This is a genomic window from Acinetobacter johnsonii ANC 3681 (assembly GCF_000368805.1).
GTDB classification, from domain to species: Bacteria; Pseudomonadota; Gammaproteobacteria; order Pseudomonadales; family Moraxellaceae; genus Acinetobacter; species Acinetobacter johnsonii.
Genome location: NZ_KB849705.1, coordinates 806,205 through 829,578, shown reverse-complemented (window position 1 = coordinate 829,578; position 23,374 = coordinate 806,205). Strand labels below are relative to the sequence as shown.

General features: G+C 41.2%; 19 protein-coding genes. 9 read left to right on the top strand and 10 right to left on the bottom strand.

Going from position 1 to position 23,374, the window contains the following annotated elements; all coding sequences use genetic code 11:
- Positions 1-72: 72 nt before the first annotated feature.
- Together F946_RS08180 and F946_RS08175 are read left to right on the top strand one after the other, a co-directional pair.
- Positions 73-1,293 (top strand): MFS transporter, encoded by a 1,221-nt coding sequence (locus F946_RS08180; RefSeq protein WP_004981067.1) that lies wholly within the window; start codon positions 73-75, stop codon positions 1,291-1,293.
- 138 nt (positions 1,294-1,431) lie between these two features.
- Positions 1,432-1,881 (top strand): hypothetical protein, encoded by a 450-nt coding sequence (locus F946_RS08175; RefSeq protein WP_004981060.1) that lies wholly within the window; start codon positions 1,432-1,434, stop codon positions 1,879-1,881.
- A gap of 12 nt (positions 1,882-1,893) precedes the next feature.
- Here F946_RS08175 and F946_RS08170 read toward each other — a convergent pair whose 3' ends face one another.
- Complete coding sequence (locus tag F946_RS08170) at positions 1,894-2,097, bottom strand: hypothetical protein (RefSeq protein WP_004981057.1); 204 nt, start codon at positions 2,095-2,097, stop codon at positions 1,894-1,896.
- 81 nt (positions 2,098-2,178) lie between these two features.
- On the opposite strand from F946_RS08170, the gene F946_RS08165 reads away from it, so the two are divergent.
- Complete coding sequence (locus tag F946_RS08165) at positions 2,179-2,547, top strand: endonuclease domain-containing protein (protein WP_004981056.1); 369 nt, start codon at positions 2,179-2,181, stop codon at positions 2,545-2,547.
- Positions 2,548-2,657: 110 nt separating this feature from the next.
- Here F946_RS08165 and F946_RS08160 read toward each other — a convergent pair whose 3' ends face one another.
- The gene (locus tag F946_RS08160; protein WP_004981055.1) at positions 2,658-3,938 is read right to left on the bottom strand and encodes a hypothetical protein; all 1,281 of its coding nucleotides are present in this window, start codon (positions 3,936-3,938) and stop codon (positions 2,658-2,660) included.
- Positions 3,939-4,110: 172 nt separating this feature from the next.
- On the bottom strand, positions 4,111-7,797 hold the full coding sequence (metH, locus tag F946_RS08155; RefSeq protein ID WP_004981052.1) for a methionine synthase: 3,687 nt from the start codon (positions 7,795-7,797) through the stop codon (positions 4,111-4,113).
- Positions 7,798-8,224: 427 nt separating this feature from the next.
- On the opposite strand from metH, the gene F946_RS08150 reads away from it, so the two are divergent.
- The gene (locus F946_RS08150) at positions 8,225-9,844 is read left to right on the top strand and encodes an inorganic phosphate transporter (protein ID WP_004981049.1); all 1,620 of its coding nucleotides are present in this window, start codon (positions 8,225-8,227) and stop codon (positions 9,842-9,844) included.
- An 87-nt stretch (positions 9,845-9,931) separates the two neighbouring features.
- Here F946_RS08150 and F946_RS08145 read toward each other — a convergent pair whose 3' ends face one another.
- The 3 genes from F946_RS08145 to F946_RS08135 form a co-directional block, all read right to left on the bottom strand.
- The gene (locus F946_RS08145; RefSeq protein WP_004981047.1) at positions 9,932-11,479 is read right to left on the bottom strand and encodes a hypothetical protein; all 1,548 of its coding nucleotides are present in this window, start codon (positions 11,477-11,479) and stop codon (positions 9,932-9,934) included.
- Positions 11,480-11,623: 144 nt separating this feature from the next.
- A complete protein-coding gene (locus F946_RS17260; protein WP_004694400.1) occupies positions 11,624-11,791 on the bottom strand; it encodes a hypothetical protein in 168 nt (55 codons plus the stop codon).
- Between the two features lie 129 nt (positions 11,792-11,920).
- Positions 11,921-12,538, bottom strand: coding sequence for a rhomboid family intramembrane serine protease (locus tag F946_RS08135; protein WP_004981045.1), 618 nt, complete (start codon positions 12,536-12,538; stop codon positions 11,921-11,923).
- Positions 12,539-12,698: 160 nt separating this feature from the next.
- On the opposite strand from F946_RS08135, the gene nfuA reads away from it, so the two are divergent.
- On the top strand, positions 12,699-13,337 hold the full coding sequence (gene nfuA / locus F946_RS08130) for a Fe-S biogenesis protein NfuA (protein WP_004981041.1): 639 nt from the start codon (positions 12,699-12,701) through the stop codon (positions 13,335-13,337).
- 174 nt (positions 13,338-13,511) lie between these two features.
- On the top strand, positions 13,512-15,572 hold the full coding sequence (locus tag F946_RS08125) for a TonB-dependent receptor domain-containing protein (RefSeq protein ID WP_004981038.1): 2,061 nt from the start codon (positions 13,512-13,514) through the stop codon (positions 15,570-15,572).
- A 49-nt stretch (positions 15,573-15,621) separates the two neighbouring features.
- Here the strand turns inward: F946_RS08125 and F946_RS08120 are convergent, their stop codons facing one another.
- Both F946_RS08120 and F946_RS08115 read right to left on the bottom strand, forming a co-directional pair.
- Positions 15,622-16,623, bottom strand: coding sequence for a hypothetical protein (locus tag F946_RS08120; protein ID WP_004981037.1), 1,002 nt, complete (start codon positions 16,621-16,623; stop codon positions 15,622-15,624).
- Between the two features lie 15 nt (positions 16,624-16,638).
- Positions 16,639-17,670 carry an alpha/beta fold hydrolase gene (locus F946_RS08115; protein WP_004694392.1) on the bottom strand — a complete coding sequence of 344 codons (1,032 nt, stop codon included), beginning with the start codon at positions 17,668-17,670 and terminating at the stop codon, positions 16,639-16,641.
- 310 nt (positions 17,671-17,980) lie between these two features.
- Between F946_RS08115 and F946_RS08110 the strand changes: the two genes are divergently transcribed.
- Entirely contained in the window at positions 17,981-18,595 is a 615-nt protein-coding gene (locus tag F946_RS08110; protein ID WP_004981036.1) for a carbonic anhydrase, read from the top strand.
- Between the two features lie 30 nt (positions 18,596-18,625).
- Here F946_RS08110 and F946_RS08105 read toward each other — a convergent pair whose 3' ends face one another.
- Positions 18,626-19,267 (bottom strand): arylesterase, encoded by a 642-nt coding sequence (locus F946_RS08105; RefSeq protein WP_004981035.1) that lies wholly within the window; start codon positions 19,265-19,267, stop codon positions 18,626-18,628.
- A gap of 11 nt (positions 19,268-19,278) precedes the next feature.
- On the opposite strand from F946_RS08105, the gene F946_RS08100 reads away from it, so the two are divergent.
- The gene (locus tag F946_RS08100) at positions 19,279-20,007 is read left to right on the top strand and encodes an ABC transporter ATP-binding protein (protein WP_004981034.1); all 729 of its coding nucleotides are present in this window, start codon (positions 19,279-19,281) and stop codon (positions 20,005-20,007) included.
- Between the two features lie 2 nt (positions 20,008-20,009).
- Entirely contained in the window at positions 20,010-22,499 is a 2,490-nt protein-coding gene (locus F946_RS08095) for an ABC transporter permease (protein ID WP_004981033.1), read from the top strand.
- A 30-nt stretch (positions 22,500-22,529) separates the two neighbouring features.
- Here the strand turns inward: F946_RS08095 and F946_RS08090 are convergent, their stop codons facing one another.
- Positions 22,530-23,345 (bottom strand): rhomboid family intramembrane serine protease, encoded by an 816-nt coding sequence (locus F946_RS08090; RefSeq protein WP_004981029.1) that lies wholly within the window; start codon positions 23,343-23,345, stop codon positions 22,530-22,532.
- Positions 23,346-23,374 lie beyond the last annotated feature (29 nt).

Below are 23,374 nucleotides of genomic sequence, written 5' to 3'. Positions count from 1 at the left end.
TATTGGAAGATAGTCTTATGAATGACATTTTACAATCAATGCCTGATGAAAAATACATGGAGTTTGCGAGGGATGTCGTCTTCAATTCAAATGAAAGAGGGTATGGGTCAAGCTACAATCAATGAGCAACCGCAAGGTATGATTATAAAAGTGGTGGGAGCGGTGGCGGTTGCGCATCTGCTCAACGACTTGATTCAAGCAGTTTTGCCAGCCATTTATCCAATGCTGAAAACCAATTTTTCCCTAAGCTTTGCGCAAGTCGGATTAATTTCATTGGTCTATCAAATTACGGCATCGCTACTGCAACCTTGGATTGGACTGTATACCGACAAACATCCGAAACCTTATCTGCTGCCACTCGGCATGGTGGTGACTTTTAGCGGCATTTTACTGTTGGCATTTTCACCAAATTTTATTGTACTGCTCATGGCTTCAGCATTGATTGGCGTGGGTTCTTCGACCTTTCACCCTGAAGCCTCCCGCGTGGCGCGAATGGCTTCGGGCGGGCGCTTCGGCACAGCCCAATCGACCTTTCAGGTCGGTGGCAATACAGGTACAGCCATTGGGCCTTTATTGGCCGCGCTGATCATTGTGCCGTTTGGACAGCATGCAGTGGCATGGTTGATTGTATTTGCCTTACTTGCGATTTGGGTGCTGTTTGGTGTTAGTCGTTGGAGCATCAGCCACAGTAAGAAACAGTTAGCGGCACGGGCGCAACAAGTCCAAAGTAAACTACATGGACGTCAACTCGTCATCGCGCTATCGACTATTTGTGTGTTGATGTTTGCCAAATTTACTTACATCGCCAGCATCAGTAACTATTTCACTTTTTATTTAATGCACAAGTTTCAGCTCAGTTTGCAAAGTGCGCAGTTACATCTATTTGCCTTTTTGGCTGCGGTAGCTCTGGGTACATTTGCAGGTGGGCCGATTGGAGACAGAATTGGGCGTAAAGCGGTGATTTGGGTGTCTTTTGTTGGCATGGCACCGTTTGCGTTAATGATGCCGCATGCCAATCTATTTTGGACGACCGTACTTTCGATTATCTCAGGTTTAGTAATGTCCTCTGCCTTTGCCGCAATGGTGGTCTATGCGCAAGAAGCCGTTCCAGGACGAGTTGGCATGATTGCAGGATTAATGTTTGGTTTAATGTTTGGTGTGAGTGGCATCGCCGCGGCAGGCTTAGGATATTTAGCTGACGTCAAAGGCATTGAATGGGTATTTGGTGTGTGTTCGTTATTGCCTTTACTCGGTTTGGCGACCTTCTTTTTACCGAAGACTCAAGCAAACTAACTGAATACTGCTGACCTTCAGTTTTAATCGCGCTATCTTATCAAACTAAGATGGCGCGATTGCATTTCGGCAGGATGATTATCGTTAGTTAAAAATGCATTGGGTGTATACATGCTTTGGCTCTGGAGGATTGATGCGATGACTGATCTTAATTCTGTACTCAAATTTTCCTTGGGCGTAGACCAACTTTCATTTGAAATGGATGGACAGCATATTCAGTTGGACCAAGGCTTAAGCTTTATACATTCAAACAGTATGCGTCATGGCGTGCTGGATGAGCTTGCGATTGAGTCGATGATTTATGTGATTGAAGAGCTGTTAGAATCCGTTCAGATGAAGTATGCCCAACCCAAAACTGCCATGACTTCAGATGTATTATTCCAAAAGGTTTTAACATTATTTTTTCCAGATCAGCAGCAAATTGATCGTGTGCAGCTTGAAAGTGCTTTTAATACCTTTGTTGAGCGCAGGGAATATTATGTGTCTAAGGTGGCTGATGACGGTCTTTCTAGTTTGATTTACTTTATTGTACTGCGGGAGATGATGCATCACTGGAATGTGGTGGAGATTCAATTAGAACAGTTTTGATTTTTAGTGGAACTAAAAGCGTAAAAAATACGGAACAATAGACAAAAGTAAGCCGATACCACTTAGTAATGCGTTACTTTCAATAAAATAAGGGAAAATCATTAAAACTAGACCTACAGTTAAAGGTATGGTCATTTTTTGCTTTTTGCCATACAGAAAATAGCCTAAGCCAATTGAGCTAAAGATCACACCGAGAAAAAGTTGAGTTGGGTTCATGATGATGTTTCGTGCATTGTTATTCTCAGGCAGATATTATGCCAAGATTCTTAAAAGAATATTTAAAAAAAGAGCGTCGTGATGCAACCTTATAACAAATACTTAAAACTTCCATCGCGCGATTTACGCAACAATATGACCGATGCAGAACAAATGTTATGGCAAAGATTACGCCGTAAGCAAATTTTAGGATTACAGTTTTATCGGCAAAAACCGGTTTTAAATTACATTGTTGATTTTTATTGTCCATCTGCAAATTTGGTGATTGAGTGCGATGGAGGACAACATTACACCGAAGATGGTCGTTTAGCTGATCAAATTCGAGATCAGGCTTTAAGTGAATTAGGGCTTGTGGTGCTGAGGTTTAGTAATAGGCAGATTTTGACTGAAACTGATGCTGTGGTGGAACAGATTTATTGGATTGCGAAACAGAGATTGGAATCCCCCTAAATCCCCCCTTTATAAAGCGGGACTTTCCGTGAATTTGATGGTGGTTTTTGATTCAAGGTACGCCCTCCTTTTTAAAGGAGGGTTGGGGAGGATTACAAGTAAAGGTAAATTTAATAGCCTAATAACTCAAAATTTTTGAAAATTTTTCCAAGTCTAGCTTGAGGAATAAAACCAAAAATAGATTCTAAATCATAAATCTGAATAATTTTTTCAGCTAACTCTATTTGATTAATAAAAAATAATGTTCTTAATAAATTTTCAAGGAAATTTAACTTGGAAAAAATATGTTCAAATTCATCAAAGAGAGCTGTTGAGTATTTAAGTTCTTGCTTGTAATTGTTAAATAGAAAAATATATAGTTCGGAATATTTGTAATTATCTCTAGAAAAATAGAATAATGCTTTAAGATCAGAAACAAAATCAATCGTTATTTTGGGCTTAAAAAAATATTCACATTTTGAATATGAGCTTAAATATTCACTAATAGGTTCAATGAGTTCTTTTGATCCGATGAAATTTATAGAATCTTTTTTATATATGTCAGGATTTTCATTTATCCAGAATTCAACAATATCTATAACTTGTTCATTGTTAAGAAATTGCATCTCCTTCTTTATATTTATGCTATAGCTTAATTCATAATTATTTTTTATATGATTTACTATTTTTGAAAAATCATTATTTGATAGATTGTACTTTAACTTTAGGTCTTCTTTTACTTCTTTGAAGGAAATTTCAGACCATTCATGATATGAAGGAAGTAGTTTAGCAAAGTTAAAAATTTGTGTTCTAGAAAACTTTGTAGTGAATGTTCCTAATTTATATTCATCAATCAATAAGTCTGTTAAATGTATAAGATTATCTAAATTTTTTTCCAGCTCATTAAATTTAACTTTTAAAATTGCACAGTTTATGATTTTTTGATCAACTAAGTGTTTGATATTTTCATTATTAGAGGGGTATCTAAATGTTTGACCTGTAGGGTCTATTTCTGCAATGTCCAGAATGGTTGCATCTAGTTTGTCATTCACTATCTTAAATCGAATATCTAAGATTTTTGAATTTTCTTTGAAATACCTCCATATATTGCCGATATCATGTGAGCCAATTGAATTAAATGTTGGTAATTTTTTGCCTTTTATTTTTGCTAATTCAGTAATTTCTTGAATAGCTCCTTTAACTCTAAGCTCAATATAGTGACGCATATTGAAGCAAATTGGGTAAATGTATAAGTCAACTTCTTTACCACGAGTGTTCAAAACATTATTCAAGAGTAAATTTGCCGCTTTGGAGTAGCCTTTTGAGTATTGGATGTAATTGGGTGAGCCATTTTCACCAACACATGCATTAGCCCAAGTTGGATCACTTCCAGTAAATGTCTGATTTTTCATAAGTCTTTATTAATGATATTTACGAATTATATTAATACAAATATCACTAAATTAATCCCTCCCAACCTCCCTTTGAAAAAGGGAGGAGCTATCACGTAATTCAAGTGATACGCGAAAGTCCCCCTCTTTTTAAAGTAGGTGAGAAGCATTGCTTCGCAAGGGAGATTTAAGCCTAAACAATCGAATCATCTAAATTCGGCGCTAACCAACGCTTAGCTTCATCCAAAGTCCAACCTTTACGCTTCGCATAATCCTCAAGCTGATCTTGAGAAATTTTACCCACATTAAAGTATTCACTTTCAGGGTGCGAATAATAGAAACCACTGACAGAAGAAGGTGGCATCATCGCAAAGTGTTCAGTCAACTTGGTGCCGATCTTCGCTTCCGAACCTAACCAGTCAAATAACACCGCTTTCTCAGAGTGCTCTGGGCAAGCTGGGTAACCCGGTGCAGGGCGAATACCGACATATTTCTCTTTGATCAGTTCTTCATTGCCTAGCTGTTCATCAGCTTTATAGCCCCAGAACTCTTTACGGATACGCTCATGCAAATGCTCGGCAAATGCCTCGGCAAAACGATCCGCTAAAGACTGAACTAAGATTGCAGAGTAATCATCACCTTTGGCTTTATACTCATTTGCCAATTCTTCTGCACCAAAAATCGATACAGTGAATCCACCTAAATAGTCCTGCTGGTCACGGTCATTACGAATGTAATCTGCTAAAGACAAGTTTGGTTTACCTGTGACTTTGTCAGACTGCTGACGCAAGTGCTCAAAAGTATGTGTGACATTCTGAGCTGTTTCATCAAACACGCTAACTGTATCGGCACCTGTACGTTGTGCAGGGTATAGACCAAACACCGCACGGGCATCGAAACGATGATTCTCGATCACATCTTTGAGCATGGCTTGCGCTTGATTGTATAAATCAGTTGCAGCTTCACCGACTACTTCATCTTCTAAGATTTTCGGGAATTTACCCGCCAAACTCCAAGAAATAAAGAATGGCGTCCAGTCAAAATATTCCACCAAGGTTGCAAGTGGGTAATTGGTCAGTACATGTGTACCCATCGTATTTGGAATCGGTGGTACATAGTTCGCATCGACTTTAAAACCATTTTCAACCGATTCGGCATAACTGAGTTTTGCTGCTTTCGGCTGTTTGTTGGCTAAGCGTTCACGAATTTTGGCATATTCAGCACGATGCTCAGCAATAAAATTACCGCGCATTTCTTTCGAGAGTAGGGTGGTTGCCACACCGACTGCACGAGAAGCATCGGCCACATAAATCACTGCATCATTTGAATATTGCGGATCAATTTTAACCGCAGTATGCGCTTTCGATGTGGTTGCACCACCAATCAATAAAGGAATGTCAAAACCTTTACGCTGCATTTCTTTGGCAACAAAGACCATTTCATCTAAAGATGGCGTGATCAAACCTGATAAACCGATGATGTCACATTTTTCATCAATCGCGGTTTGCAGGATTTTTTCCGCAGGAACCATGACGCCTAGGTCAACAATGTCGTAACCATTACAACCAAGGACTACACCGACGATATTTTTACCAATATCATGTACATCACCTTTTACTGTTGCCATCAACACACGGCCTTTGGATTGAGCATTGCCTTTTTCGGCTTCGATGTACGGGTTCAGCCAAGCTACAGCTTGTTTCATCACACGCGCAGATTTAACCACTTGAGGTAGGAACATTTTACCTGAGCCGAACAGGTCACCGACCACGTTCATGCCATCCATCAAAGCACCTTCAATCACATCGAGTGGACGTTTGGCTTTGAGGCGGGCTTCTTCGGTATCTTCATCAATATAAGTGGTGATACCTTTAACTAACGCATATTCGAGACGTTTTTCTACAGACTCATTGCGCCATTCAAGATTTTCAGCTTCACGCTGCGCGCCACTATGACCACGGAATTTTTCCGCCACTTCAAGCAATTTCTCTGTGGCATTTTGGCCAGATTCACCTTGGTTTTGATTAAGTACAACATCTTCAACCGCATCTTTGAGTTCTTTTGGAATATCGTCGTAAATCGCCATTTGACCCGCGTTCACGATACCCATAGTCATGCCTTGTTTAATGGCATAGTAAAGGAACACAGAGTGAATCGCTTCACGTACAGGCTCATTACCACGGAATGAGAACGATACGTTGGAGACACCACCTGAAATCATGGCATGTGGTAGGTTTTGTTTGATCCAACCTGTGGCTTCAATAAAATCCACACCATAGTTATTATGTTCTTCGATCCCTGTTGCCACGGCAAATACGTTCGGGTCAAAAATAATATCTTCCGCAGGGAAGCCAACATCATTGACTAAAACATCATAAGAACGCTTACAGATTTCACGCTTGCGTTCTGCGGTATCTGCCTGACCTGTTTCATCAAAGGCCATGACAATAACCGCAGCACCGTACTGACGGCATAAGCGTGCTTTTTCGACAAACTCGTCATAACCTTCTTTTAAGGAAATCGAGTTCACGACAGGTTTACCTTGGACGCATTTTAAGCCTGCTTCAATGATTTCCCATTTTGATGAGTCAATCATGATCGGTACACGAGAAATATCAGGCTCAGATGCAACGAGATTGAGGAAATGCACCATCGCATTTTGCGAATCGAGCATCCCTTCATCCATGTTGATGTCAATAATTTGTGCGCCTGCAACGACTTGTTGCTGTGCAACCTCTAGGGCTTCAGCAAATTTTTCTTCACGGATTAAGCGTAGGAACTTTTTTGAACCTGTAACGTTGGTCCGTTCACCGACGTTAACGAATAATGAATCATCATAAATATTAAAGGGTTCTAAACCACTTAAACGACATGCAGGTCTGGTTTCTGGAATCTGACGTGGTTGAATGTCTTTAACAGCATTATAAATGGCACGAATATGATCAGGTGTCGTACCACAGCAACCGCCTGTAATATTGATCAAACCACTTTCAGCAAACTCTTTGATGAACGCTGCGGTTTGCTCTGGGGTTTCATCATATTCACCAAAAGCATTTGGTAAACCTGCGTTTGGATGGGCAGAAACAAAGGTATCTGCAACATCAGCAATGGTTTTAACGTGTGGACGCATGGCATCTGCACCCAAGGCACAGTTAAAACCAATTGAGAGTAAGTCACCATGACGCACCGAGTTCCAGAACGCTTCTGCGGTTTGACCTGTAAGAGTACGACCGGATGCATCGGTAATGGTGCCCGAGATCATGAGGGGAAGTTCACGACCAAGTTGCTTAAATACTTCTTTTACCGCAAAGATCGCAGCTTTACAGTTTAAGGTATCGAATACGGTTTCAATCAAGAGGATGTCTGCACCGCCCTCGATTAAGGCATGCGTTGCTTCGATATAGTTTTCTTTCAGTTCATCAAAGGTAATATTACGAAAAGCAGGGTCGTTGACATTGGGTGAAATTGAACAAGTACGCGATGTTGGACCCAATACACCTGCCACAAAACGTGGTTTATCTGGGGTTGAATATTTGTCACATGCCGCACGTGCTAGACGTGCAGCTTCACGGTTGATCTCTGGAACGAGGTCTTCCATGTGATAGTCTGACATTGAAACACGTGTGCCATTGAAGCTGTTGGTTTCAATAATGTCAGCACCTGCATCGAGGTACGCTTCATGAATGCCTTGAATAATTTGCGGTTGAGTCAATACCAACAGGTCATTGTTACCTTTGAGGTCAGAAGCCCAATCTACAAAGCGTTCACCACGATAATCTTCTTCTTCGAGCTTGTGACGCTGAATCATGGTACCCATCGCACCATCGATAATAAGGATGCGCTCGGCAAGAAGTGCTTTTAAGGTGGTAAGTGTAGACATTCAAAACTCACAAACAGGTTTTCAAAACGTGCAATATTTTAGCAGAAAAGCAGGTTGATTGATGCCTAATTCAAGTGGTATTGGCTATATGGCAAATAAAAAAGGCTGATTTAGCTTTAGTTTTCACAAAAGTGAAATATAGACCCGTTATGTTAATAGATCAGAATAAATAGAGATGAAAGAATATTGATTGGAGCAGATTGTTACAGACAGCACAGCCAAATGTAAGGAAATAATTCAGCGTAATCCGCACCGAAAAGTTAAATTTTGAGCCAGCACAGTGCGTTCAAGGCTTATAGCTGACTTACTGCTGATTTAAAATAAGCCAATTATGAAAAAATTGGCTTCATGTGACACGCATTTGTCATATAATTGTCACAATTAAATTGAACAATAGGGGATATTGATATCCTCTTTAGCCGTCTGCATGAATTCTAATATTCCTCCCGTCCAAGATCAGGTGCACGTGACACAGGTCAAGTCGACGAATGTGCACGTACCTACACCGAAATTTTTTATGCCGGTGTTTTTAACGGTCATTATTTCAACGCTAATTTATATTGGCTTTCAGCTTTCTGCTGACTTATCGCATGTTCCTGCACTGAATCTTTACTCTTTAATCCTTTTAGCAACGGCATTGTTCATTGCTTTGGGTTTTGAGTTTGTAAATGGCTTTCACGATACTGCCAATGCGGTTGCAACGGTCATTTATACCAATGCACTGTCAGCACCTGTTGCGGTGATGTGGGCCGGTTTCTGTAACTTTCTTGGGGTTATGGTCGCAAGTGGTGCAGTGGCTTACGGTATTATTGCGCTGCTGCCCGTTGAGTTGATTATGAATGTCAGCTCAGGCGCAGGTTTTGCCATGGTGTTTGCCATGTTGATTGCTGCGATTTTGTGGAACTTGGGCACATGGTTCTTGGGTATTCCAGCATCAAGTTCACATACTTTGATCGGTTCGATCTTGGGTGTGGGCATCATGAACTACCTGATGCATTCAGGCAGTGGTGCTTCGGGTGTCGATATGGATCAGGTGATTAAGGTCGGTAAAGCTTTACTGTTTTCACCAATGATCGGTTTTGCTTTTGCAGCAGTATTGTTCTTATTGGTGAAAAAAATCTTTAAGAAACAACTGGAACTGTTCCAACCACCTGAAGGTAACAAACCACCACCGCCACTGATTCGTGCTATTTTGATTTTTACCTGTACCGGTGTGAGTTTTGCACACGGCTCAAATGACGGTCAAAAAGGTATGGGTCTAATCATGCTGATTTTGATTGGTATCGTGCCTTTGGCTTATTCTTTAAATAAGAATTTAGATTCACAGCATATTCAGTCATTTGCTCAACTTTCAGATCAAACTGCGGCTGTGATTTATCCGAATCATAACGATATTGCAGATGAAAAAGCCCGTATGGTGATCACGCAATATATTCAAACCAAAGAAATGACCCCAGAAGTCGTACCTGCTTTAGCCAGTTTGACAGATCATTTGGGTGAGCGTGTTGGCCATTATGGAGATCTTAAAGATATTCCTGAAGCTGAAGTTTCTGCACTACGTAATGACATGTACTTAAGCACGACAGCGTTCAAACGTTTGGATAAAGCGGATCAACTGCCAGCGATGTCGGAAGCGGGCAAAAAGACAGTAAAAGAATATCGTAGTAACCTTGATTCATTCTTACAGTACATCCCAACATGGGTGAAAGTGGCTGTAGCATTGGCTTTAGGTCTAGGTACGATGGTCGGTTGGAAGCGTATTGTCGTGACTGTAGGTGAGCGTATTGGTAAAAACCATATGACCTATGGTCAAGGCATGTCAGCAGAATTGGTGGCGATGACCACGATTGCAGCTGCTGATGGCTTTGGTATGCCCGTATCGACCACACACGTCTTGAACTCTGCGGTAGCAGGGACCATGGTGGCAAACAAGTCTGGTCTGAACTTTGCAACAGTAAGAACCATTCTTTCGGCTTGGATCTTTACCTTGCCAGCAACGATCTGTTTATCTGGTGGTTTGTTCTGGTTGTTTCTACAGTTCGTTTAATCAGATGTGTAAAAACCAATGATAAAAAACGCTACCTTAGGTAGCGTTTTTTTAGCTCTGTATTTTATGAACGATGCTGTTCATATTTTACTTTTTGAACTTTGCCCAGACTTTGTCTAAAGGTAGTTTATCTGCGGCAAAGCCATAAAGTGCTGCAAAGGGCAGTGCAGTACGTGCTAAATAAGCTACACGCCATAAGCCACCGTGGTTTGCACCATGCATCATCAGCTCTAGAGGATGTTCAAGATTGACCTCTGGGTTAGCTACAGACTCAGGATTACGGAGATCATGGATCCATAAGGCCGCCATAATGGCATTGGTGGTTGCTGGCTTAAAGGCTTCTACATCAAACAAACTCGCCCCATTAAATGCGGCTTTGAGTAGTGGGTTTTTGGTGACAGAATGCGTGGTGGTTGATGGTGCAATATTGATGCTGACACGCTGACCTTCTGATCGAGCAAGCGTTGCACGCCACTGTTGAATACGTTTAGCCAATGCGTAGTTCGGCCCTTGTTCAATCACTAAACAGTCGGTTATGCCATAAGACTTGTTATTATCCGACTCGACGAGGTCATGTAGGTTTTTCTTGAAGAACAGTTGTCCACTGAGGGTTGAAATACTTTTACTGATCATCTGCTGCGTTTTAGAACGACCACTGAACTTTTGCTCAGATGCCGTAATGACTTCTTCAGGTACGGCATAGACATCGGTAGGTGTACACATATACATCAAGCTGGTATCTACTTTGTGCGCGCTGACATATTGCATAATCGTATCCATTGCAACAGAAACACGGACATGTTTTTCACCATCCAAATACGCAATCGCGGCCAAATCTAACTGATGTGGGTTTTGTACCAACCATTGTGCAATTTCAGGCACTTGTGTCAGTAAGTTCGCGCCGAGTTTTTCTTTGAGAACAGACACTGGTGTTTCCGCGCCCAAGGCTTCAACCGATGGGGCATATAGCGTGGCATTGCCGTGTTGAATGGTGTCTAAAATTTTGCCCCATACACGGCTATTGGGTAAATCAACTGCCACAATATTGGCTTTCCATTGGGCTAACCATGTGAGTGGACCCGCTTCAGATGCCGCACCGAACAAGACCATCGTGCGGTCAGATAAATCAAACCATTCAGGATGCTCTACACAGGCAATCAATGCTTCAGCGTGACTGGATTCAATCACACCTGCATCTAACCACGTTTGGATTTGTGCGAGTAAGGCATCACCTCTGAGTTGTTGGCCTTTATAAGGCACTGACCACTCAGGCGCAGCATCACTCTCACCTTTGAGCTTGATGGTATACAGCGGTGTGGTTTTAAGTGCCATCACATCTTTGAGGAGATGCTTTTGGCCATCGCGATAAAACTCAAACACATTCTGTGCTTTGTTGAGCCCATCTTGTGCCATTTGAATCGGTGCAATTTGATTACGAATCCCAAATTCAACTAAGGATTTAAAATAGCGTGGATATTGTTTACGCCAGTTCTTTTCTGTAAGTGCAGTAACAGAGCTTTGGTGATCAACATTGGCTAAGGCCTCTGCAATAATCTCTTTCCCTGTACGTGAGGTGCTAACTTTTTGTGTTTTCGAGTAAATTGGAAATTGAAGACCATCTAAGGGATTGGACATGCAAGAAATCTCACTGGCATTTGCTATTTATATACAGTTGTAAACATTATCTATGCCAAATCAAATTCCTGCTTGGCATTTCATGCCAAATTTATGTAAAAATATATGTAATAAAAAAGCCTTCTGAATAGAAGGCTTTTGAGTTTAGCAGCGACCTTTTTTGGCCTGTCCGGGTGGGCAGAAATCGCCTTGGCCATGAGGATAATAAGAACGATCAGGATCGACGATGATACTCCCTTCAGGGGTGTGTACCGCACAGGCTGTAAAACTGAGGCTGATCATCAAGGCTGCAAATATAGACATTATTTTCATCGCAATTTCCTTGGTTTATTGTGGTCCTGATGTTCATTGTAAAAATTAGGACCACCCGTTGCTGTGAAAAAATGTTACTGAGCTTATACGCGTATGAATGCAATCCATTTGCAATCTAGGGGTTTAGTTTTAAATAGGTAACTGGGTTAATTTGTTCAGAAAGTGTGGGATAAGACGCGGCTCTAAAATTAAGGTCATGATGACCCCATAAGCAGCTCCCCAAAGATGGGCGCTATGATTGATGTTGGAGTTGCCTTTTTTACCTGACCAGATGCTATATGCCACGTACAACACTGCAAAAATAATCGCAGGTACGGGAATAAAAAATACAAAAATCAGCTTCCAAGGTTCAAACAACACATACGCAAACAATACCGCGGAGACCGCACCAGAAGCACCAAGGCTTGCCCAGCGCACATCATTCTTATGTTTTAAATAACTTGGTAAAATGGCAAAAATTAAGCCACCCAGATAAAACAAAATAAAACCTAACTCATAGAAGTATTGACGGTAAAAACTTTCAATAATGCTACCAAAGAAAAACAAGGTGAACATATTGAACAGGAGATGCATACCATCGGCATGAATAAAGCCATGTGTAATAAAACGATCGTATTGTCCACGTTGCATCGCAGGAGGCCAGAAAATCAGACGGTTCATCACGTTCTGATTTGAAAATGCCACCATAGAAATAATGACTGTAATAATAATGATCGTAACTGTATGATTAAAAGGTAAATCCAACATTTCTGAGATGTTCTACATATAACTATCTTGTGGTCATAATGCCATTAAATTGAGCGAAAAGATGAACTTTCACAATAAATCCGACAATTTTGGTTGATTTTTTTTAATTACCCCGCATCTTCAGTTAAAATAGCAACTTCAGCTTGAGGAAATGATTGTTATGTCGACTGAGAACAGCAGCACTGCAGTTGCAGAGGAAATTCCAAACTTATTGATTACTCCGACTGCACAAGAGTATTTACGTGATTTATTAGAAAAACAAAATACACCGGGCATTGCTGTACGTGTATTTGTTGAAAATCCGGGTACACCACGTGCTGAATGTTGTATGGCATATAGTGCGCCTGAAGAAGTGATCCCAACTGATTACCGTCAAGATTATCCAGACTTTCCTGCGTATATCGACACACCGTCTATTCCATATTTATTAGATGCGGTCATTGATTACAACAAAGATCGTTTTGGTGGGCAATTAACTTTCCGTGCACCAAATTCGAAAGTACCACGTGTTGGTCCTGATGCATCGATTGAAGAGCGTATCACTTATATTCTTCAGTCTGAAATTAACCCAGGTCTAGCAGGGCATGGTGGTAACTGTGCATTGGTTGAAGTTGTTGAAGATGAAGAGCATGGTTTAACGGCTGTACTGAAATTCGGTGGTGGTTGCCAAGGTTGTTCAGCAATTGATGTCACCTTGAAACAGGGTGTTGAAACGACGTTACAACAACACATTCCTGAGTTACGTCGTGTTATTGACCAGACAGACCATACACAGGCGGAAGGCGCGTACTTTAAATAATTTTTAAGCCATTTTACTAAATAACCTCCTTAAATTAGGGGGTTATATTTTATCTAAAGCTAAAATGTAACTGATAATAATTATCAATATTTATTGCAATATGTTTATCGTTTGTTAAAATGCCTTACGAAATTTACACAATCTCTCCTTCTTTTGTATTTGGGTGTATGCGTTATGGGTAAAAATCTGACGAGATCAACTTTAGCTTTGGCTGCTGTAGGGGCAATGAGTTCATTTGCGATGGCAAATGACGTTGTGGAAACCACAAAAGAGAAAGAAGCAACACAATTACAGACGATTGTTGTATCGGCAACGGGTTATGAGCAGGATGTTTCAAAAGCACCAGCATCAATTACTGTGATTAGCCGTGAAGAATTAGATAAACGTGAATATAACGATATTACAGATGTCTTAAGAAGTGTTCCGGGTGTTGTTATTACGGGTGAAAATGCAAGTCAAACAGTTAGTATTCGAGGAATGTCTTCGAATTACACCTTGTTCTTAGTCGATGGAAAGCGTCAATATTCTAAAGACGTTAACCCAAATGGCGATGACTATGGTATGGAGAAAAACATTCTTCCTCCAGTTGCATCCATTGAGCGAATTGAAATTATCCGTGGTCCCGCATCTACATTGTATGGTTCTGATGCAATGGGTGGCGTGATTAATATTATTACTAAAAAAGTGACGGATGTTTGGACTGGGAATGTTGAGTTAGGCACAACTATTCAGGATAAAAATAATTCTGGAGACATTCGTAATGGTTCTGTTTATTTAGCAGGGCCGATTATTCAAGATAAAGTTGGCTTGCAGTTAGGTCTAAATCGTTTAGAGAGAAAAGAAGACTCTTATTTAGGTGGTTTTACAGGCCATACAACGGAAAGTTTAAATTCACGTTTAACTTATGTGCTTAATGATCAACACGACTTAGCTGTAGAGGCAAATTTCTTCACACAAGAGTCTGAGGCTACGGCAGGTAAAACGGTTGCGGCAACAGGTACTGACTCTGCAAGTCGAAATATACGTAGTGTTTATGCCTTAACGCATAATGGGCGATATACCGATAATTTGGATAGTAAATCTTATATTCAATATGAAAATTCTAAAAACCCAGATCGTGAAAATACAGTCGTGGGAACGAAGGGAATTGATTTAGAAACATGGACTGCAAATACACAGTGGAATTGGTTGCTAGGTAATCATACACTGGCTTTTGGTGGGTATTATAAAGATGAAAGTTTGTTAGATCGAGCAACAAACCGAAATCCGTTGGTTCCAGAGTTTGATGAATTGACACGCTGGTCAGCTGCTGCATTCTTAGAAGACACATGGAGTTTAACCGATCGTTTTAATTTAACGCTTGGGGCTCGTTATGACCATGATGAACTATATCAAGGAAATATTTCTCCGCGAATTTATGGTGTTTATAACTTTACTGACCAATTTACCGTGAAGGGTGGGGTTTCTACAGGTTATAAACAACCAGATATTCGTTCTGTGACTGACGGCTTCTATAGTGTGACAGGAGGAAGTGGTTCTCCAACAACAACGGGTCGAGGAATTATTAAAGCAAATCCAGACCTAGAACCAGAATCAACTGTTACTTCAGAATTAGGTTTTTACTGGAACAATGATTACGTTAATACCTCTATTACAGGTTATTTAACTCAGTTTAAAGATCGAATTGAAGAAATTCGTGAATGTGATTCAACGGGTAATGCTGACTACAACCGTAATGATGTTTCAACGTGGAAATGTTCTGAAAACGGTATTCCATTTGCATTTATCAGCACACGTGAAAACATTGGTAAAGCTGAGTTACGTGGTGTAGAGGTGACATTTGATGCCAAATTAGCTGAATATACAACCTTAACTGCAAATTATACGTTCACAGATACAGAAATTAAATCAGGTCAATTTAAAGGGCAGCCTTTAAATGGCATGCCTGAACATGTATTTAATGTAACAGTAGATCATGACTTAACCGATGCTTTGAATATTTGGAGCCGATTACATGTGCGCGGAGAAACTACACCGTATTTAGGTCGCTCAAGTATGTCTGACCCAATTCCTGGATATAACTTCCTCGATGTTGGTTTCAACTATAAATTTGCACCAAACTTGAAAGGTAAATTTGGTGTTTATAATGTGTTAGATGAAACTGCACAGAATGCTGATGGTGAGCAAACTTTAGATGGTCGTCGCTATGGTGTCAGTTTTGTTGCTAATTTCTAATTCATAGAAATTAGAGTTAGAGACCCGTTTCTTCAACGGGTCTTTTTATTTAGGGGATTAAAATACTCTGTGCTTGGTCAGAATAATAAAACTGTTCTAAATAATAGCGTGCTCGATCACGTAAGTAATCAGAACGAATGAGCTCTTGAATAATAGGATTCAACAAATTTTGAAGTTCATTTTGAATTAAAGCTTCGTCGATATTTAAGTCACGTAGGAGTAGATCAAAAGGACGTTCTTGGTTGCGAATGTACCAAGCGTAAACACCGTCATGCACCTGTTGCTGGAGATAGTTGGTTTGACGCATATGCTCCCAAATTTCGTGACCCATTGCGACGGTTTGAGGCAAGTCCTGTACTTCAATATAATTTTTCAAAACTGATAAAGGCATATCTTTGATTTTGTGCCAGAGGTTGGCTTGAAAATGATATAGCTTTTCATTATTAAAGTTTTGATTTAACACCTGTTCGCTCATTTGACTGAGTTTTAAGATGTTCTTTTGCAAATAATGCCCAATAGTGTCATTTAGGTTTGAGTCTGTGACGGTTTCCAGAACGGACTTGCCCATTTTCATAAAACTAGAAACACCTGGCACACGTTTAGTCATCACAGAGTTGTTCAAATAGTCTTGAATCGAGTGCTGAATCAGCTGGGTAATCATGGCTGAAAAAGCTGGGTTATTTACTACAGTTTTAATTAGACGTTGACGGTGCCCACTTTTACTCGCGACATACTGCGCAATTTTATCGATGGTGAGTACAGGAATCACATCGGCAATTTTTGTTGATTCATTGATGGGATGTATTAAAGCAAACTTGATGTGCTCTGCAATTTGTGAAATTAGATGCTCGGTCGCAGGTGTGGCTAGGATTTGTTTTTGCAAAAGCGCATTGATGTCTTCAAAGCTCCACAGTTGCTGCAAAGTTTGTTTTCTAAACCAGTGATAAAATAGGATGAATTCATTTTGTACGGTACTTGCTTGCGAAAACTCATGATCTAAAAAATTAAGATGAGCTTCAATGAGTTGCTCAATCATCGGGTGTTTCTGCATACGTACTCAACAAAATTAATTTAGTGGAATCAGTTTATCAGCCAATGGATTTTTTAACTTTTGTGTTTTTGCAAGAAAAGGCAGGTAGTGCTGTGCAACTGCTTGTTCTGCCTCCAAAAGTGGCATATGACCAACATTGTTAAGGATGACAGGAGCTTCAGCACGTTTCAATAAGGATTTGAGCTCATTCGCCACTTCGACATTGATAATTTTGTCCTGCTTACCCCACAAAATGAGGGTGGGTGCTTCAATATTTCGGGTCACTCGAGCAAAGGAGTCAGTGGTATAAATTCGGTTCAAGGTCACCAATTGATCAATCACTTTACTGTTTTTTTCAGCCTGAGTAATTAACTGTTTTTCTTGGGCGCGTTTTAAATAATAGGGCATTTTGATTGGGGTTTGCATGACACGTTGCATCACATCATCCAAATCGCCCGGCTTGCTCACAATCAAGTGCTTTAAATATTGAGGGTCTTTGGCATAGTTGGTGTTGGCGTTTTTATAAATGCCCGCACTGTTCAATAAAAACAAACTTTGCGTGTCAAAAGGGTATTGTGCGGCATATAGAGTTGCAATTGAACCACCAATGGAATGTCCTGCAACATTCAGCTTATCTTGTATATGAATAGCTTCAACAAAACGACGGAGTCGCTCTGTGACATTTGGCATAGAGAGATCAAAATCATCTGGGACTTTGGTGTCGCCGTTGGTTGGAAGGTCAGGGATAACCACGTGGTAATAAGGCGTTAGAAACTGTGCTACACGGTTCCAATTGTCTCGATTTCCAGCAAAACCATGAATCAGCAAAATCGTTGGCTTATCAACGGCACCGCCTTCGTTATAGCTCCAAACGATATCATCCACTTTAAGTGTTTTGGTTTTTAAGCCGGCGGTGACGCGTTCTTGTAGAAGGTAGCTTTGTAAACTGAGTTTGTCTTTGATGATGGTATTTTCGACCGCATGGCTGGCGAAAGAAAATGACAAAGCTAAAGCGAATAGACTGGCCTTTAGACTTTGTTTCAAGACGGATTTTAAGCGCATCATCATGGTTCATCCTTAAACGGAGATGAATGAAAAAACTGACCGAATAAGATAAAAATGCTCTGATTTTGAATAGTTTTTATGTTTATTTATAGGTCTGTTTGATTCTAATAGCTTTCATGCAAATGTCATTAATTATTTATTTGAAAGGATATACTGCATTTAGATAAAGTGTGAACTGCATAACAATTCGATTGAGATAAAATGCAAATTTAAAATCAAGCAAAAAAAGAAGCGGCTATGTTTTTTGCAAGTGACAATCAATTTCGCTGGGATTAAACTAGTCTAACTTAATAACAACCGAGTGGGAAAGGGAATGCTAACAGCTCAAGAAGCTTTAAGCCGTCTAAAACAAGGTAACCAACGTTTTGTAGCGGGTGAGACAACCCACCATAAGCAATTGTCTCACCAAGCACGAGCAGAGATGGCGGAAGACCAAAATCCATTTGCCATTGTACTGGGATGTTCTGATTCTCGTGTGCCTGCAGAAATGGTCTTTGACCAAGGTTTGGGTGATCTGTTTGTTATTCGTGTTGCAGGAAATGTAGTTGCACCTTCACAGGTTGGCAGTGTTGAGTTTGCTGCTGAGCGTTATGACTGTGCGGTAGTTGTGGTACTTGGTCATAGCCACTGTGGCGCGATTCAAGCCACCATAGACACTCTGATGAACCCAGATAGCCCACCTTCTGCAAACTTGATGTCGATTGTAAACCGTGTACGTCCTTCGGTTGAAACCTTGATGCAAACTGAACTGAAACATGACTTATGCAAACTGTCTAAACACGCGGTGCGTTCAAATGTATTTGCCTCTGTAAATCAGTTACGTCATGGCTCAGCTGTGCTTGAAAGCTTGATTGCTAAAGGCAAGTTACAAGTGGTTGGCGCTGAGTACTCACTTGAAAGTGGTGAAGTGGTTTTTTTTGACTTCTGATCAGCGAATATGATCAGAATAAAAGGCGCTTTATAAAGCGCCTTTTATATAGGGATAAGCTAAATTTAATAAAATAGGCTGTGCCTTGCCATTTGGATGGACCAGATCTTTTTGCATCAAGCTTTTATTTCCCGCTACACCTTCCAAGAAGAAGGGCAGTAATTTAACTTTGTATTGTTGACTGACCACTTTGTAATTATTTTCAAATGCCGTGCTATAGGCTGTGCCATAGTTTGGTGGCATTTTCATTCCCAAGACAATCACAGTGGCATTGGCTTTTTGACTCTGCTGAATCAATTGCGCTAAATTTTTTTGAATCATCTGAGGTGGCTGGCCCCGTAGTCCATCATTCCCGCCAAGCTCAATCACCACCACATTTGGCTTATGCGTTTGCAACAGTTTGGGTAAACGAGCCAAAGCGCCACTGGTGGTTTCACCACTCACACTGGCATTGACCACTTTGTGTTGTTTCGGATACTGTTGGTCTAATCGTTTTTGCAGTAAATTTACCCATGCTTGCTGTGGTTCTATGCCATAACCTGCACTAATGCTATCTCCTAAAACCATCACGGTTTTTGCAAAAACCCAAGTGGGGCTTAGGCACAGTGCAAGCAAAACCAAGTATGAACTGATACGTTTTTTAAATTTGCGATTTTGCACGAATATTTGCATATAGGGATGTTATGACCCAAGTTCACAGTGATGTAAACATCATGCCACAAGTGATTATTTCTGCCCAGCAACTGACACAAAAGATTAAACTTCCGCAAAAAGAACTGACCATTTTCTCAGATTTGAGTCTGAGCATCGCAGCAGGTGAACAAGTCGCAATTACAGGACGTTCAGGCTCAGGAAAGTCTACCTTACTGGGTATTTTGGCGACCTTAGATCAGGCTAGCGGTGGTGAGCTAATCGTTTGTGGTGAAAGTATTTCCAAGCTCAACGAAGAACAGCGTGCGAATGTGCGTTTGAAGCATATTGGCTTTGTGTTTCAATCCTTTCAACTGCTGCCACACCTGACTGCTGTTGAAAATGTGATGCTGCCGTTACGGCTTCATGCATCATTTAACTTCGCTGAAGCTGAGCAACGCGCTTTGAGTTTATTGCAAAAGGTTGGATTAGAGCGACAGGCCACCCAAACACCGAAGGTACTTTCGGGCGGGGAGCAGCAGCGCGTTGCAATTGCTCGTGCGCTGATTGCTGAGCCAAAAATTATCTTTGCCGATGAGCCAACAGGAAACTTAGACAGTCAAACTGCGAGAGAAATTGAGCAGCTATTATTTCAATTGAACCGTGAGTTGGGTACGACCCTGATTTTAGTGACGCATGACCATACGCTTGCAGAACAGTGCCAGCGTCATTTTGAATTACTCGATGGTCAGTTGATCGAACATCCTCGATCGGGAGGATGAAAATGAATTCTCTATTTCAGCCCTTACTGAAGCAAAGTTTTAAAAGTAGCGGTGTGTATTTATTGATTATTGCGTTGATTCTCGCGATCAGTGCAACGACCGCGCTGAAGTTTAGTAATGAGCAAATTCAAAATGCTGTAGCTCTGCAAGCCGCTGAGATGCTAGCAGGGGACTTGGTTTTAACGGACAGTCAAAAACTCGACCCGAAATGGAAAGCACAAGCGACAGCTCTTGATTTAAAACAATCCGAAGTGACGGTCTTTAGTTCGATGGCATATACCGATGATCAGTTTGTTATGGTCAATGTTAAAGCCATCGATCAAGCCTTCCCTCTGCGCGGAGAGTTACGTATTCAGCCTGCGGCGAAGCATATTGCTTCGGGTGAAGTGTGGTTGAGTCAACGTGCTATGGATTTGCTACGGGTTAAACTGGGCGATCAGCTGAATATTGCAGACGGTACTTTCAAGGTGACAGGCTTGATTGAGCATGACTCCAATCAAGAGTTAGGCTTTTCTGGGTTCTCGCCGACGGTGATTATTTCTGAAGCGGATATTGCCAAGACCAATGCCATACAAGTCGGTAGTCGTATTGACTATCGTCTACTGATGGCAGGTACAGCACAAAATACCCAGCAGTTTGAAGCAAATTTTAAGAAGCAAAATGCAGCACCTATGGACGTAGATGCCGCAGCTCAAAGTGTCAATGCTGAAGAGCCACAAAACAGCTTACGCTTACGCAATGCCAGTGAGGGCAATACTCGCTTAATGAAACCAATTGCAAACTTAGACACTTTTTTGCAGTTGGCGAATATCTTAACGATTTTGCTGTGTGGAATTGCGATTGCTTTGACCAGTCAGCGCTTTGTGCAACAAAACCAAGATCACATTGCCCTATTACGTTGTATGGGGGCTGCGAAGTCACAAATTCTCTGGGCTTACCTCAGCTTGTTGGGTGTGGTGTTCTTGCTTGCTATGCTGGTCGGGAGTGCAGTGGGTGTGGGGCTGGGCTATGGCCTGTTACAGCTGATGTTACAACTGATCCCACACTTAAGTATTGCGTTTTCAGCGTGGGATATGTTGCTCGGGCCAATTCCGATTGCCATGTTGACCAGTGCCGTAGTGCTTCTAGGTTTTGTCTTACCGAGTTTTTGGGAACTTTTGAATACTCCACCGATCCGTGTCATTCGCAGTCAAGAAAAATCGGTTTCGTCTATGTTTTGGATGCTGCTCGCAGGAACGGCAAGTCTGGTGCTGTTTAGTATCGTTCTGACTGAAAACATGGTACTGACAGCCATGGTCATTGGTGCGATTATTATTCTGTGTACAGTGCTATACAGTGTGGTCTGGCTGAGTTTGAAGTTTATCCGTAGCTTGAAAAATGCGGTTTCTGCCTATGTTCGCACACCTTATCAAACTGCATTTCAGATTACCGCTTTGGCTTTGGGGCTCAGTTTAATTACTGTCTTAGCCGTGCTACGCACTGATTTGCTAGAACGTTGGCAGCAGCAAATTCCTGCGGGAACACCCAATCAGTTTGTATATGGCTTACCGCCCTTTGACATGCCTGAGTTAAAAGCACAAATTGAGCAGAACCACTGGAACAGTACGCCGCTCTATCCCAATATTCGAGGTAGACTGATTGCCAAAAATGGACAACCTTTTGCTGCGGATTTGGTGAAGCAAAATAATTCCTTACGCCGCGAGTTAAATCTGACACAAGCAGACAGTTATCCTAAAGATAATGTGATTATCTCTGGCGCATCAAACCTGACAGAAAAAGGACAAGTTTCGGTAGAAGCCAATACTGCAACAGAGCTTGGGATAAAAGTAGGGGATCAACTGACCTTTAGCTTACCAGAGGGCGTTATTCACGCCAAAGTGGCAAACTTACGAACTGTAGAATGGGAAAGTTTTAGCCCAAACTTCTTCTTTATTTTTGCGCCCCACACTATGGATGAAAATGCGGGCAGTTATTTGGGTAGTTTCTATGTACCCGATTCTGACAAAGCGAAATTGGTCAGCATTATTCAGCAATTTTCCAATACCGTCTTTATTGATGTCAGTTTAATTTTAGATGAAATTAAGCGCATCGTGACGGTGCTGGTACAGATTGTCACGATCCTTGCAGTTTTAGTGAGTATTTCAGGTATTCTGGTTTTAATTGCTTGCCTGAACTTACTCATGGATGAGCGAAAGCGTGAGGTGGCGTTGTTACGTTCATTTGGCGGTTCCAAGCAAAAACTCAGAACCATGCTCAGTCTAGAAATTGGCTTTATTGGTTTTATGGCAGGTGTGGTTTCTTGCTTATTTGCTGAAGCGATAAGTGCGGTAGCATGTTATCGCATGGGCTTAGCCATTCAGCCACACTGGGAAATCTGGCTCATTTTACCACTGTTCATGACCCTACTCTGCGCGCTGATTGGTCGTTATCGCTTAAGTTATCTCAGTGATATTCCACCTTTACAAAGTTTGAGAGAGATCAATCAATCGTGATTGATCTCTTAATACGTTAAGCGTTGAATTTTAGAAATTGAGCTGTTGACGCATCATCATTAACACTTCTGACCATAAGGGTTGAATATAGACCACAAGGTTTTGGCAGTGTAAGTAAAACCAATAAGAACCGCAGGCCGCCAAAACAAGGCTCAGCGGCATAATCCAACGCTGCTGCATTTTTTGGGAGAGATACCAAAGTGCCGCCAAAACAGCACCCATCAACATGCCGCCAATATGTGCGGCATTGTTAATCCCTGAAATCATAAAGCCCATGGCTAAGTTGATGCCCATCACAATGAGCAAAGTCTTTTTATCTAAAATAAAACGTTGCTGTGGGAGCATCGGCAGTAGCGATAGAACCGTCAGCGCTGCGCCCAGCCCCATGACGGCACCTGAAGCCCCTGCACCGACACGAGGCAATAGTTCAGGGTTTGCTAAACCCACACGAATTAGTTCATAACTGTCTTGAATGGCAATATAACCACTGAGCAAGCTACCCATGAGACCAGCAAGAACATATAGCGCAAGAAAATAGACACGTCCAAACATTTGCTCCAACACACTGCCAAAAATATACAACGCCCACATGTTCAACATGAGGTGAACCAAGCCAAAATGAAAGAACATACTGCTCAATAAACGCATCGGTTCAGCCAAGAAGGTAAGTGGTGCATAGTCTGCTCCCCAGCGTATGGCATCAGCTGTACTTGGATTGCTGACATCCATGCCATGCATGACTTGCCAAAAAAACAACCCAACATTCACGGCAATAATGACGGCGGTAATCCACCATAAATGTACGTCAAATTTTGTTTTGATTTGCGGAGGTGTAAGCTCGGTCATGCTATTCTTGCTAAAATTTTGCTATATTT